Genomic DNA, 12,297 nt, shown 5'->3' with positions numbered 1-12,297 from the left:
GCTTATACGAGCAGATCGCCGGCCAGTACAGCCAGCTCGATCTTGCTCAGCCCGAAGCAATATTCCTGCGTCATCTCGAACGAGAAAGGCGCTTCAATGGAAGCGAAGTACCTGACAACCTGCATATCTTGAAACCAATCGCCGGGCTCCGGTGGAGCGACAGGGCGGTCCTTCCAGCTGGTGAGAAGGTTAGGACTAAACAGCTGGACGGCTCCTGGACGAAGCCTGCAGCCATCCAACCGCTCCTGCAACTGACCGTGGAGTACAGGCGACTGCTTGCGGACACAGGAGAACAGATGAGGCCAATAATCCGCCCGCGAGCCGGAATGTCTCGTGGAGAAGGCAAAGCGCTTAGCTCCCTCAAAGACGACAGGAATACCAAATAGAATGGCATACAGCTTTTTTCCAATCTCAATACGTTCTTGCACATTGCTGAAATTTTCCAGTATTAATCCGGCCATTCGGATTCGGTCGTTATGGACATAGGGAAAGACGACCTGATTCAGCTGAAGCAGCGACTGGGCCTGGAAAAATAGGGTTTCGATCACCGAATGGCGGAATACGGGATGCTGTACGACGCGCTGCTCAATGTGATGCTGCTCGTTTACGATTAAGCCAATCGTTAGGCATACGGAATCTCTGCGTTCCCAGAACAGCTCCCAGACCGGCCGCATGAAGGCTGATACACCAAGCTGTGGGAGCAGATGGAAGAGGGGCCGTTGGTGCTGCAGGCTTGCCCTGTACAGGAGCAGTTGGGGGTAGGCGTCTCTGAATATGAGCGCATTGGCACGCTCAAGAAAAGCGAAAACCGCTTCCCTCTGCGTCACGTTCAGCAGCAGCGGCAGCAGCTCGCCTTTCAAATCGGTCATGCACCAGCCGCCGTTTCGCGACACCAGATGAGCGAGTAAAGCCCAATGAAGTTCGCGATGCTCCCGGTATATATTCAAATAAGCGGCTGTTCGTGCGACGTTGTTCCGGTTGTGAGCATCGCGTTCGCGTTCAATTCGTTTGAGGAGTTCTCGTTCAAGGGAGGTAAGCGGCTTGGGGGACTCGCCAGCAGTGCTCACATCGAGCCTCCAGCGCAGACGTTTGGTCAGCGCTTCAACGTAACCCATCTGAACGTCCATCTTATGAGCTGCCCAAAGCAGCTTTTTTTCATGCGCTGCCAAGCTGGCTTTGGCTTTCAGCCAATGCCAGGCTTCGTGCGGCATATCGGCGATTTTATGAAGCAGATCCTTGCTTCCCCAGCGATAACGACCCCGGTTCATATCTGCCTCTCCTTCCGCGTCAGGATGGGTATTGTTTGATTTTTGAAGAAAAAGTGCAACATTTTTCCAAACCTAACGTATAAATGTTTGACTGTAATATAAATCATCCTTATATCAGGAGGCACCAGATGAACAAGAAACGTTGGAATTCCGTACTCATTCTCATGATGATCGGTGTGATGGTCGTGCTGGCAGGTTGTCAGCCGGTAGCAAATGTGGATGTAAGCAAGGCACTCGCAAACAGCTTTGCCGTCAAATCCGCAGAAAGCACACAAACCCTTACGGTGGAGCTGACAGCTGATCCATCCGCAGCCATGACTCCTGAAGACAAGCGTATGTTGGAATTGTTCAGCAAAATAACGATTGATATCACCGAATCGAAAATGAAGGATCCTCTTCATGCTTCCATGAAGGGAACACTGGGTTATTCCGGCGGAACGATTCCGTTCGAGATGGTCATGACCGAGACGAACTACATTATTCAGGTCGAAGGCGCTAAAAAACCGCTGGTCATCCGTAACGATGCTGCGGTGTGGAACCCGGCTGCAGGTTCAATGCCTATGTCTGAAGAGCTGCAAAAGCAACTGCAGCAGTTGACCGTGAAGGCTGTCGAGAAGATGCCTTCTCTCGCTGGATTCTTCACCAGTAACTTCCCGAACCCGAACGCAATCACCGTTCAGGAAGTCAACGAATTCGTGAAAGGTGAAAGCTTGAATTTGCATAAGATTCATGCCGAAATTTACGGCAGCGAGCTGGTCGGACTGATTAAAGGATTCCTGACCAATGTGTTGGCGGATGAGCAAGGATTAAAAGACTTTATCAGTACGTTGTATGATCTGTATGCTCCGTTTATGAAGCAAGTAATGCAAGAAAACGCGGATCCAAACGATCCGATGGCTGATATGATTGCTCCGTATCTGAATAACAAAACGCTGGCCGTCGAATTCGTTCATACATTCATCAAAACGAATTTAAAGCAAATGCTGGCTCAGTACGATCAATCGGTCGAAGCGATGTTCGCCTCCGAGATGGGTGCGAAGGCTAAGGCGTGGTTAAACGATAATCAAGTGTTCAAAATGGATATGTATATCGATAAAGATTATATGACCCGCAAATCGACGGCTGAATTGCTGCTGACGATGCCGCAAGGATTGGATGGCGGCTTGAAAAGCATAAAGGTGACGTCTGAGGGTGAAATGTGGAACATCAACAAGCCGGTGGAGATCAGTCAGATCAATACCTCCGGAGGCGTTATCGAAGTTAACGAGAGCGGCAATCGAATTAATCCTAGCAAAATCGTTGCTTCCCTCGACCCGAATTCTCAGCTGTATAAGCTTCTGAAGAACGATCTGAATGTAACAAAGAAAGAAATCAATCTGTTCATGAATGAAGAAACGGATCTGTTCCTCAGCACCAAGCCTTACAATGATCAAGGAACGGTGATGGTACCGGCACGCTTCGTTGCGGAAAGACTGGATGCCGATGTCGAATGGGACGCTGCCTCCCGTCAAGTGAAAGTGACAGATCCTCTTAGCGGTGCGGTGCTGCTGCTTACCATCGACAGCACTACAGCATCAGTGAACGGGCAAGCGCATCAATTGGAGAAAGCGGCCGTACTGGTCGACAGCACTACATATGTTCCAGTGCGCTTTGTTTCGGAGAGCATGGGCGCGAAAGTAACATGGGATCAGGAAATCCAAATGGTTACGATTACCCGCGATTAAAAGATATGGGTTTCAAGCCGCATCGGTGTGCCTGGGAAAGGCGCATCGATGCGATTTTTTTATTGCAACGAATCCGGATGCATACCCAAACAGATCTTGGAAATTCCTTCTTGTTAATATGCGCGGTAATCGTATAAATATTCGTCAAAGCCGCTAATGGATCGTTGATGAACACAAAAAGACCCCCATCTGACTCCGCCTGGGACAGATGAGGGCTTTTTGATGGCGTATTATTTCTCCTCCGTATCGTTATCAATTTCCTGCAGCTCATGAGCTCTGGACCGGGCCGAGGGCAGCCGCCCGGCACGGGCAGCCGCTTCACGCAGCAAATACTCAATGTGGCTGTTCACGCTGCGGAAATCATCGGCCGCCCATCGTTCAAGAACTTCGTAAAGCTTGGGGTCGAGCCGCAGGGGAAAGTTTTTTTTCGCGGCCATGCTGCCCTTTAGTACAAACTCCCTGTATTAATGACCGGAGTGGCGGAACGGTCGGACACAATGGCGACGAGAAGATTGTTAATCATGGCTGCTTTGCGTTCTTCATCAAGCTCGATAACGCCTTCTTGCTGCAGTTGGGCAATGGCCATGTGCACCATGCCTACGGCGCCCTCCACAATCTTACTGCGCGCTGCAATAATGGCTGTTGCCTGCTGACGCTGGAGCATGGCGCTGGCGATCTCCGTCGAGTAGGCCAGATGCGTCAGTCGGGCTTCCATGACCTCCACTCCAGCAACGGATAGACGGTCTTGCAGCTCGCGACTGAGCTCTGCGGCCACTTCCTCAGAGTTGCCGCGCAGTGAATATCCATTGGCTTCAAATGCGTCATAGGGATATTTATTGGCCACATGGCGCAGGGCCGTTTCGCTTTGGATTTCCACGAACTGTTCGTAATTATCCACATCAAACGAAGCTTTGGCCGAGTCGATTACACGGAACACGACGACGGCGGCGATTTCGATCGGATTACCTTCAATATCGTTCACCTTCAGTTTGGCGCTGTTGAAGTTGCGAACGCGGAGCGATACCTTCTTGCGGACGGAGAAGGGAACGGTCATCCACAATCCGCTTTCGCGAATAGTTCCGGCATAGCTGCCAAAGAACGTCACGACCATGGCCTGGTTCGGCTGTATGACCGTAATCGCTGAAAGCAGCGGCGTGGAGGCAAGGATCAACACGATTCCGAGCGGAATATACCCGTTAATTAAGAGAATCAGACCGAGCACCTCCATAGCCAGTATGAGGAGAACTCCCAGGAATCCGTTAATAACCCAAGCGTTTCTTTCTTTCATAAGACAGCACTCCTTAGATTGAAATTAATTTAATACTGTTTTGATATTTTTATGATATCACTTTTAGGAATATATGTAAAACCTAAAAAAATGGAAATGACGACAGATGTAGAATGTTGACAGGATATGCTTCGGGTGCTATAAGTGATATAATGTTAATGTACAAATGATTGACTTCGAACCAAAGGCGGTGCTTTCCATGGAACACGTTACGACAGAACAACGATTTAATGAGATCATTGGCGGATCTAAGCCTACGATTGCTGTGTTTAAAGCGACATGGTGCAAGGACTGCCATTTTATCGAACCCTTTATGCCTCAGGTGGAGGAAGCTTATCAAGATCGGCTGACTTTTATCCATATTGACCGCGATGAGATGCCGGACCTCTGCTCCGAGCTGAATATTTTAGGCATTCCCAGCTTTATCGCTTTCCGGGACGGCAAGGAGCTTGTCCGCTTTGTCAGCAAGCTGCGCAAAAACCGAGAGGAAATCGAGCAGTTCTTGGATCGTGCCCTTGACGTCGCGAACGAGCTGCAGAAGTAAATGGTTCTCGTCCTTCTGGAGAATGAATCTCCGGAAGGATTTTTTTTGCCTCGCTTCGTTAACCTTCGCTGTATCTTTCTTCTTCATTGCTTTGTAACATTTCCGCATGGATTTGCCCGGCGATTATCGCTATAATGTAATTTGGAACGTTAGGTCTTGTCTATTACTGTCGGATTTTATGAAGAAGCGGATGTGAAGAGCAAATGAATATACAACGATGGCTTAAACGACTTTCCTTCGCCAGTATGCTTGGCATGTTTTTAATTCTGCTGATGGGCGCGCTGGTGACCAAGACGGAGTCTGGACGCGGCTGCGGGGACGATTGGCCGCTTTGTAACGGGCGTTTTGTACCGGCTTATACGATTGAGTCGTTTATTGAATACAGCCATCGCTTCGTCGTAGGCGTTGTCGGGTTAATTCTTCTCGCGACGACGATTCTGGTATGGATATACAGCAATCGAAAAGATGCCAAATGGTACGTTGGCGGAGCCATGTTTTTCACGGTGCTTCAGGCGATCTTGGGGGCTTTTGCGGTCATTTGGCCTCAATCCGCTCTAGTGATGGCGCTGCACTTTGGATTCTCGCTGGTTTCCTTTGCTTTCACTTTACTGCTGTACCTTGTGTTTACAAGGTTTGGAGAGGCATTGATTCGCGGAGACGGAACTAGGCTCTCGCGAGGAGCGAGGCTTTCTATATGGGGAGTCCTGCTGTATTGTTATATGGTTGTGTACTTGGGCGCTTTCGTGCGCCACACCGAGTCGGTTGGCGGTTGTATCGGATGGCCGCTGTGTAACGGACAAGTGATCCCCGAGATGACGGATGGAACCGGAATCGTATTTACTCACCGGGTGGCTGCGGCCCTACTCGGTTTGGCTATTCTTACCGTGTTCCTGATCATACGAAATCAAGCGAGGCCGGGGAGCAGCGTTTATCAAGCGTCGTTGTGGTCCTTTGTACTGGTTATTTCCCAAATTATAAGCGGCGGCTTCGTTACGCTCTCCATCGGATACGACATTTATTTGGTGGCCAGCCTGCTGCACGCTCTTTTGATATCCTGTTTGTTCGGAGTGCTATGTTATTTAGCTATAACTTCTATGCAAACGGCTGAAGACAGGAAGGTTCAGGCTTATGGGGCTCAGAGGCTGCCGTAAGCCTTCTGTTCATTCAGACCTGAATACCGATACACCGATACCGACACATTGAAGGGAGTACTACTGAACATGAGGTTTGAAAATTTGCGTTCGTTTCTGGAAGCGCTTCGCAAGGAAAATCAGCTTAAGGTCATATCCGCGCCGGTAGACCCCCATTTGGAGCTCGCGGAGATACATAGAAGGGTGATTGAGGAGGGAGGTCCCGCTCTGCTCTTTACGAACGTGAAGGGGGCGGATTTCCCTGTAGTCACCAACTTATTTGGAACGAGCCGTCGTGTGGATCTTGCTTTTGGACCGCGGCCGGAGCAGCTCATGAAGCAGGTTGTCGGCGCTATGGACACACTTTTGCCGCCTACGCCGAAGGCCATATGGCAGCAGAGGCAGCTGATTGTGGATCTGCTCAAAATCGGAATGAAAAATATATCTTCGGAGTCGGCTCCGATACTGCAGCAATGCAAGACCGATGCTCCTTTAACAGGCCTGCCTGTTCTAACTAGCTGGCAGGAGGACGGAGGACCGTTCGTGACGCTGCCGCTCGTCTACACAGAGCATCCGGACAATGGCCATCATAACTTGGGTATGTATCGTATGCAGGTGTATGACGGGAAGGCAACAGGAATGCACTGGCAAATTCATAAAGGCGGCGGCTTTCATTACCATGAGGCGGAGAAGCGCGGCATGGCGCTTCCAGTCACCGTATTTTTAGGTGGTCCTCCAGCCTTGATTGCGTCGGCCATCGCTCCGGTGCCTGAGCATCTTCCGGAGCTGCTGCTGACATCGCTCATTGTGGGGCAAAAGCTTCCGATGGTAAGAAATCCCCATGGCGGTCATCGATTGATCGCAGAGGCCGAATTCGCCATCAGCGGCTCGGTTCCTCCGCATCTGAGACGTCCCGAGGGGCCGTTCGGCGATCACTACGGATACTATTCGCTCACGCACGATTTTCCTGTCTTTGAAGTCAGTCACATGTGGCACCGCAAGGATGCCATCTACCCGGCTACCATCGTCGGAAAGCCGCGGCAGGAGGACTACTATCTCGGCGAGTTTTTACAGCGTCTGCTGTCTCCGGCCTTCCCGATGGCCATGCCGGGCGTCAAGGATCTTTGGACGTATGCCGAAACCGGTTTTCATCCGCTTGCCGCGGCCATCGTCCGCGAAAGCTACAGCCGCGAAGCGCTGGGTTCGGCATTCCGTATTTTGGGCGAAGGCCAGCTGACGCTGACGAAGTTTTTGATCGTTACCGATCAAAACGTGGAGCTGGATCGCTTCCCCAAGCTTCTCGAAGCGGTCCTCGAGAGGTTCGACCCGCATCGCGATTTATTGATATTCGATCAAACGTCGCATGATACACTGGATTATACGGGAGACCGTTTGAATCATGGAAGCAAAGCTGTGCTGCTGGGCGTCGGAGAACCTCAGCGCGAGCTGCCGGCCGTGTATAACAGTGGAGTTCTGCCGGGAATCGATTCTCTTGCCGTGTACTGCCGGGGTTGTCTGGTGGTTTCGGGAGCGTCTTATACAGAGGATCCGCTTCTCCCGCAGCGGTTGACGGAACAAGCGGGAGACCAACTTAGCGATTGGCCGCTTGTGATCTTGGCAGATGACACATCGATTGCCGGGGATCAAACCGCCTTTCTGTGGACTGTGTTCACCCGCTTTAACCCGGCTGGGGATATTTATGCGCGTACGCAAGTCAACCGACATCATATCGGCTATAAACTGCCGATTGTCATCGACGCGCGTATGAAACCCGGCTACCCTGACGAGTTATTCCCGCGCGAAGATATCGTTGAGCTGGTCGATCGGCGTTGGAGCGAATATTTTGCTTAAGAGAAATCGGGAAGATTGGGTTATACTTAGTCTTACCAAACCTACACGTTACGGAGATCTGTTATGCTAAGAGCGATGTTCGGCGAGCCGCCGCGTAAGGACGAAGGCCTGCTGCTGGAAGCAGTTCAAGCGATTCGCAAATACATGAACACGGTGACGCCCGCCTCCGGGCAGACACCGCAGGAGAGACGGTTCGCCATCTGGTGCCAAAGCTTCCTTCGTGCGCTGGATGAGCTGGAACAAAGTCAATTCGCAGCCAACCGCTTCGGACTCAAGGTAACCAAGCTGTATACCGATGAGATGTCTGCTGAGGAGCTTGAGGATTACCACCGTCACTTGTATTATTACAACAATGCGCTGATCCGTGTATTCGCGGTTTTGGATAAGATCGGGCACTTCGTGAACGAACGGTTCGCATTGCAGACGGAAAGGATCAAATCCAGGTTTTCTTACTTTACTGTTCTGCGTCATATGCATAAGAACGAGCTGTTCGCCGATTTGGAGCAGCGGCTCTACGACCTCAAAATGAGGTACAAAGAACCGCTTTCCCGCCTGCGCAACCAGAGAAACATGGAAATTCATACGATCAATGCGGATTTACTGGATGAATTGATGAAGGCGGCCGAGGCGAAATATGGGGAGCGGGTAAGGATCGGAACGGAAGATATACGGGAAAATCTTCATGATTTGGAACAAGGGTGCGAAATGGCGTTACGTGCGGTCGCGACGGTCTTCCGCTATGTGCCCCGCCGTCCCTGAGAGTTGAATCCTTTTCCGGCATCCACTATACTTTTATTTAGTAAGGGAACGTAAGCTGAAGCCGGGAGGAACGGAGCATGGAGCAGCATCGGAAAACCGCACTCATCACCGGAAGCGCCAAAGGGCTCGGCAAAATGACGGCACTCCTGCTGGCTGATCAAGGGTTCAACATCATGGTGAATTATGTGAACAGCAAGCGAGAAGCCGAAGAGCTTTGTGAGCAGATCCGTTCAAAAGGTGTACACTGCGAAGCCGTACAAGGCAGCGTAGCCCGCCAGGAGGATCGGGAGCGGCTAGTCAGCGAGACGGTTCGCCGCTTCGGATCGATCGATATTCTGATTAATAATGCGGGACCGTTTGTTCGTGAACGACGATTGTTTGGTGAATACGAGCCTCACGAAATCCACGATTTAATGCAGGGCAATTTGATTGGTGTGATGCATCTCGATCACCTGGTTATCCCAATGATGAGAAACAGCAAGTGGGGCCGCATTATCCATTTTGGTTTCGGTCATGCAGCGGAAGCTCGCGGGTGGCCGCATCGGGCCGTTTACGCTGCGGCGAAGGTGGGTCTTGTTTCGTTCACCAAGACACTGGCGGTTGAAGAGGCCGCAAGCGGTATCACGGTGAACATGATTTGTCCCGGCGATATTGTTGGCGACAATAAAGAGCGGATGATTCATGAGGTCGAGCACATTCACGATGACGAATCGCCGCGCGGACGGCCGGGAACCGGTGAAGATATTGCCCGTGTGATCGCCTTCTTGTGTGAGGAGCGGTCGGATTTCATCACGGGGAACATTATGGACATCTCCGGAGGCTTGGACCCGATTCGTGCGATTATCGGCAATGGAACGACAAAAAAGCCCTGAAGGCCCGCATTACGCGGGTTCAGGGCTTTCGCTTGGTTACGGATGGTTAGAGATAGCCGTTAGAATACTTGTACGACTTCTTCTACACCTTCGACTTCCTCCAAGAGTGCGCGTTCGATACCGGCCTTCAGAGTAATGGTCGAGCTTGGGCAGCTGCCGCATGCTCCAACGAGCTTCAGCTTAACAATGCCACCCTCCACGTCAACCAGCTCCACGTCGCCGCCGTCGCGTTGCAGAAACGGACGTAGTTTATCTAGAACTTCAAGCACCTCATCGTACATTGTACTTTGCTCAGTACTCTCGCTCATTTGCATCATCTCCCTTCTTATCTTATTATAGTACAATCAACGAAAAATGAAAATGGCTGTAAGGTGGTGTTTACCTCCCATGAGACCTATTATTGAATTTTGTACAAATAATATGCATCACGGCACGGACAAGCTGTTCAAAAAATTGGAGCAGAACGACGACTACGATGTTATTGAATACGGCTGCTTGGGCAATTGCGGGGAATGCTACATTTTACCGTTTGCACTTGTTAATGGTGAGATCGTTGCTGCTGCCACGGCCGATGAGCTGGAACAAGCCATTATTCATAAAATTAAAGAGATCGAAGCGATGTTCGATCTCTTGGGCGAATAAAGCGATTATCCGAAATGTTTCTTCGACATCCACAGTACGCCGGACTTAATAGCGCGCGGAACCTTTCCTAGCATAATTGTCCGCTTGCCCATCAGGCCAAAGCCTGCCTTTTTGCCAAGCGATCCGAGAACTCCCTTGAGCTTGATTTTACCAAGCCGGGGAGTTTCGTTTTTCCATACCGCTCGAAGCACCTCGGCCACTTGCTCTCCTTGAGCCTCCGCAGCTTGTCCGCTGGGTGAAAGGGGAAGGGCTGCGCAGTCTCCCACAACATAGATCTCGTTGTAGTCAGGCAGCTGATGGTACTCATTGATGACGAGTCGTCCTTGTGCATCTTTGGGCAGATTCAAGTTCTGTACGATAGGGCTTGGCTGAATACCTGCGGTCCAGACGGTCATGTCCGTGTGAATGACTTCCTGCTGGTTATACAGCAGTCCACCTTCCAAACGGGTTAGCGAGACGTGCGAGCAGAGCTCGATGTCATGCTCAAGCATCCATTCACGGACATACAGCTGCAGCTTATGGGGGAACGGAGACAGGATGCTCGCGCCGCGGTCCAGGATTCGGATATTCAAATCTGGGCGGCTCTCCCGAAGCTCGGCCGCAATCTCTACTCCGCTGAGACCACCTCCGACGATCGTCACTTGGCCATAAGGCGCTGTGTCGTTGGCGTTCTGGTACGTTTTGCGGGTGGAGGAAAGCGTCTGGATGCTGTGCGAATATTTCTCCGCTCCCGGAATTCCATGGTACCTGTCGACACAGCCTAATGCTATGACAAGCCAGTCGTAGGACAATGGCTCATCGTTCTTGAAACGGACAACCTTCTGCTCCGGATCGACGGAAAGCACTTCCCCGTACTTCAGAATAAGTCTCGGGTCGATCGGAAACTGCACACGAATGTCCCTGTCTGACACCGTTCCTGCCGCCAGCGCGTAGTATTCGGTTTTGAGTCCTTGATAAGGCATCCGATCTATCAGGATCATGACCGTATCCGGGGGCAATTCCTTATCGAGCATTTCTTTGGCAACGGTTAACCCGCCATAGCCACCGCCCAAAATCACAAGTTTTTTCATAACAGCGGCAAACCCTTTCTATCCCTAATTAATAAACCTTCAATTCATTATAAAATGTGTCGCGCTCAACAGGGATACGTCCCGCCCCTTTGATCAGCCACACCAGTTCTTCGCGGGTCATGCCTTGCGGCGACAGCGCGCCAGCCGAATGACTGATCCGTTCCTGAATGATGGTTCCGTGAGCGTCAGACGCTCCGAATGTGAAGGCGAGCTGCGTAAGCTGCGTGCCCAGGTTGATAAAGTAAGCTTTCACGTGTTGGATATTATCCAGCATTAAACGGCTGATGGCGATCGTCTTCAAATTGTCGTAAGCGGACACCCGCTGCTTCAGCCCCGCATTGACACTGGCCGGCTGGACGGCATTCGGGATAAATACCATGAAGCCGCCTGTCTCATCCTGCAGCTCGCGCAGGTACATCAAGTGCCGGATTCGTTCCTCGAACGTTTCGATCGATCCGAACAGCATGGTAGCATGCGTTTTCATGCCAAGCTGGTGCGCGGTGCGGTGAACATCGAGCCACTGCTCGGTCGATGCTTTGTCGACAAGGTGCATTTTTTTGCGATACCGCTCGGACAAAATCTCTGCACCGCCACCGGGCATTGTGCCCAGACCTGCGTCGATAAGCGCCTGCAGTACTTCCTTATAGCTTAACCCGCTAAGTCGAGAAAAAAACTCGATTTCGGCAGCGGTGTGAGCTTTTATCGTTACGTCCGGATATCGCTTTTTCAATGCACGGATACTGTCCACATAATATTGGAACGGCACGTTGGGGTTATGGCCGCCGGTAATGTGAAATTCGCGAAGACCCGGATGAATGTGCTTATCGACATATTCGAACATTTGCTCCGGTGTTAACGTGTAGGCGCCTTCCTGCCCTTCATCTCGGCGGAAATGGCAGAAAGCGCAGTGCTCCTCGCATACGTTGGTAAAGTACAGACTCATATTATCTACGAAATAAACCTTTTTTCCGTTCTTGCGCAGATTGACTTGATTGGCCATTTGGCCAATGGTGAGCAAGTCGTCGGACTCGTACAAAAATACGCCATCCTCTAGGGTCAAACGTTCTCCAAGCTCCACTTTGCCGGCAATTTCAGCCATGCGCTGTTGGTGATTCATCGTGGTGCTCATCATTCCACCTCCATAAACTG

General features: G+C 51.1%; 13 protein-coding genes. 7 read left to right on the top strand and 6 right to left on the bottom strand.

What is annotated here, in order from left to right; all coding sequences use genetic code 11:
• Window positions 1–2: 2 nt before the first annotated feature.
• Window positions 3–1,268 carry a DUF2515 family protein gene (locus JOE45_RS10510; protein WP_210020244.1) on the bottom strand — a complete coding sequence of 422 codons (1,266 nt, stop codon included), beginning with the start codon at window positions 1,266–1,268 and terminating at the stop codon, window positions 3–5.
• A 128-nt stretch (window positions 1,269–1,396) separates the two neighbouring features.
• On the opposite strand from JOE45_RS10510, the gene JOE45_RS10505 reads away from it, so the two are divergent.
• Complete coding sequence (locus tag JOE45_RS10505) at window positions 1,397–2,992, top strand: copper amine oxidase N-terminal domain-containing protein (protein WP_210020245.1); 1,596 nt, start codon at window positions 1,397–1,399, stop codon at window positions 2,990–2,992.
• Window positions 2,993–3,222: 230 nt separating this feature from the next.
• Here the strand turns inward: JOE45_RS10505 and JOE45_RS10500 are convergent, their stop codons facing one another.
• Together JOE45_RS10500 and JOE45_RS10495 are read right to left on the bottom strand one after the other, a co-directional pair.
• On the bottom strand, window positions 3,223–3,429 hold the full coding sequence (locus tag JOE45_RS10500) for a type II toxin-antitoxin system antitoxin (RefSeq protein ID WP_210020246.1): 207 nt from the start codon (window positions 3,427–3,429) through the stop codon (window positions 3,223–3,225).
• Window positions 3,430–3,437: 8 nt separating this feature from the next.
• Complete coding sequence (locus tag JOE45_RS10495; protein WP_210020247.1) at window positions 3,438–4,280, bottom strand: SPFH domain-containing protein; 843 nt, start codon at window positions 4,278–4,280, stop codon at window positions 3,438–3,440.
• Between the two features lie 199 nt (window positions 4,281–4,479).
• Between JOE45_RS10495 and JOE45_RS10490 the strand changes: the two genes are divergently transcribed.
• The 5 genes from JOE45_RS10490 (at window position 4,480) to JOE45_RS10470 (ending at window position 9,436) form a co-directional block, all read left to right on the top strand.
• The gene (locus JOE45_RS10490) at window positions 4,480–4,824 is read left to right on the top strand and encodes a thioredoxin family protein (RefSeq protein WP_210020248.1); all 345 of its coding nucleotides are present in this window, start codon (window positions 4,480–4,482) and stop codon (window positions 4,822–4,824) included.
• A 203-nt stretch (window positions 4,825–5,027) separates the two neighbouring features.
• Entirely contained in the window at window positions 5,028–5,975 is a 948-nt protein-coding gene (locus tag JOE45_RS10485; protein ID WP_210020249.1) for a COX15/CtaA family protein, read from the top strand.
• A gap of 69 nt (window positions 5,976–6,044) precedes the next feature.
• Window positions 6,045–7,805 carry a menaquinone biosynthesis decarboxylase gene (locus JOE45_RS10480; RefSeq protein ID WP_210020250.1) on the top strand — a complete coding sequence of 587 codons (1,761 nt, stop codon included), beginning with the start codon at window positions 6,045–6,047 and terminating at the stop codon, window positions 7,803–7,805.
• 63 nt (window positions 7,806–7,868) lie between these two features.
• Window positions 7,869–8,564 (top strand): Cthe_2314 family HEPN domain-containing protein, encoded by a 696-nt coding sequence (locus tag JOE45_RS10475; protein WP_210020251.1) that lies wholly within the window; start codon window positions 7,869–7,871, stop codon window positions 8,562–8,564.
• A gap of 77 nt (window positions 8,565–8,641) precedes the next feature.
• Entirely contained in the window at window positions 8,642–9,436 is a 795-nt protein-coding gene (locus JOE45_RS10470) for an SDR family oxidoreductase (RefSeq protein WP_210020252.1), read from the top strand.
• 59 nt (window positions 9,437–9,495) lie between these two features.
• On the opposite strand, the gene JOE45_RS10465 is transcribed toward JOE45_RS10470, so the two are convergent.
• On the bottom strand, window positions 9,496–9,744 hold the full coding sequence (locus tag JOE45_RS10465) for a NifU family protein (protein ID WP_210020253.1): 249 nt from the start codon (window positions 9,742–9,744) through the stop codon (window positions 9,496–9,498).
• Window positions 9,745–9,823: 79 nt separating this feature from the next.
• Between JOE45_RS10465 and JOE45_RS10460 the strand changes: the two genes are divergently transcribed.
• Window positions 9,824–10,078: a YuzB family protein gene (locus JOE45_RS10460; RefSeq protein ID WP_210020254.1), complete on the top strand. Its 255-nt coding sequence runs from the start codon at window positions 9,824–9,826 to the stop codon at window positions 10,076–10,078.
• A 5-nt stretch (window positions 10,079–10,083) separates the two neighbouring features.
• On the opposite strand, the gene JOE45_RS10455 is transcribed toward JOE45_RS10460, so the two are convergent.
• Together JOE45_RS10455 and mqnE are read right to left on the bottom strand one after the other, a co-directional pair.
• Entirely contained in the window at window positions 10,084–11,148 is a 1,065-nt protein-coding gene (locus tag JOE45_RS10455; RefSeq protein WP_210020255.1) for an NAD(P)/FAD-dependent oxidoreductase, read from the bottom strand.
• A 28-nt stretch (window positions 11,149–11,176) separates the two neighbouring features.
• Window positions 11,177–12,277, bottom strand: coding sequence for an aminofutalosine synthase MqnE (gene mqnE / locus JOE45_RS10450; protein ID WP_210020256.1), 1,101 nt, complete (start codon window positions 12,275–12,277; stop codon window positions 11,177–11,179).
• Window positions 12,278–12,297 lie beyond the last annotated feature (20 nt).

Source organism: Paenibacillus sp. PvR098 (genome assembly GCF_017833255.1).
Taxonomy (GTDB): domain Bacteria; phylum Bacillota; class Bacilli; order Paenibacillales; family NBRC-103111; genus Paenibacillus_G.
The sequence above is the reverse complement of the archived record's forward strand: the minus strand, read 5'-3'. Positions and strand labels throughout refer to the sequence as shown.

Excerpts from the sequence above, each read along its gene's own strand:
- JOE45_RS10495 (WP_210020247.1), bottom strand. The coding sequence starts at position 4,280 with ATGAAAGAAAGAAACGCTTGGGTTATTAACGGATTCCTGGGAGTTCTC.
- JOE45_RS10480 (WP_210020250.1), top strand. The coding sequence starts at position 6,045 with ATGAGGTTTGAAAATTTGCGTTCGTTTCTGGAAGCGCTTCGCAAGGAA.
- JOE45_RS10505 (WP_210020245.1), top strand. The coding sequence starts at position 1,397 with ATGAACAAGAAACGTTGGAATTCCGTACTCATTCTCATGATGATCGGT.
- JOE45_RS10455 (WP_210020255.1), bottom strand. The coding sequence starts at position 11,148 with ATGAAAAAACTTGTGATTTTGGGCGGTGGCTATGGCGGGTTAACCGTT.
- mqnE (WP_210020256.1), bottom strand. The coding sequence starts at position 12,277 with ATGAGCACCACGATGAATCACCAACAGCGCATGGCTGAAATTGCCGGC.
- JOE45_RS10470 (WP_210020252.1), top strand. The coding sequence starts at position 8,642 with ATGGAGCAGCATCGGAAAACCGCACTCATCACCGGAAGCGCCAAAGGG.
- JOE45_RS10475 (WP_210020251.1), top strand. The coding sequence starts at position 7,869 with ATGCTAAGAGCGATGTTCGGCGAGCCGCCGCGTAAGGACGAAGGCCTG.
- JOE45_RS10490 (WP_210020248.1), top strand. The coding sequence starts at position 4,480 with ATGGAACACGTTACGACAGAACAACGATTTAATGAGATCATTGGCGGA.
- JOE45_RS10485 (WP_210020249.1), top strand. The coding sequence starts at position 5,028 with ATGAATATACAACGATGGCTTAAACGACTTTCCTTCGCCAGTATGCTT.
- JOE45_RS10500 (WP_210020246.1), bottom strand. The coding sequence starts at position 3,429 with ATGGCCGCGAAAAAAAACTTTCCCCTGCGGCTCGACCCCAAGCTTTAC.
- JOE45_RS10460 (WP_210020254.1), top strand. The coding sequence starts at position 9,824 with ATGAGACCTATTATTGAATTTTGTACAAATAATATGCATCACGGCACG.
- JOE45_RS10465 (WP_210020253.1), bottom strand. The coding sequence starts at position 9,744 with ATGAGCGAGAGTACTGAGCAAAGTACAATGTACGATGAGGTGCTTGAA.
- JOE45_RS10510 (WP_210020244.1), bottom strand. The coding sequence starts at position 1,268 with ATGAACCGGGGTCGTTATCGCTGGGGAAGCAAGGATCTGCTTCATAAA.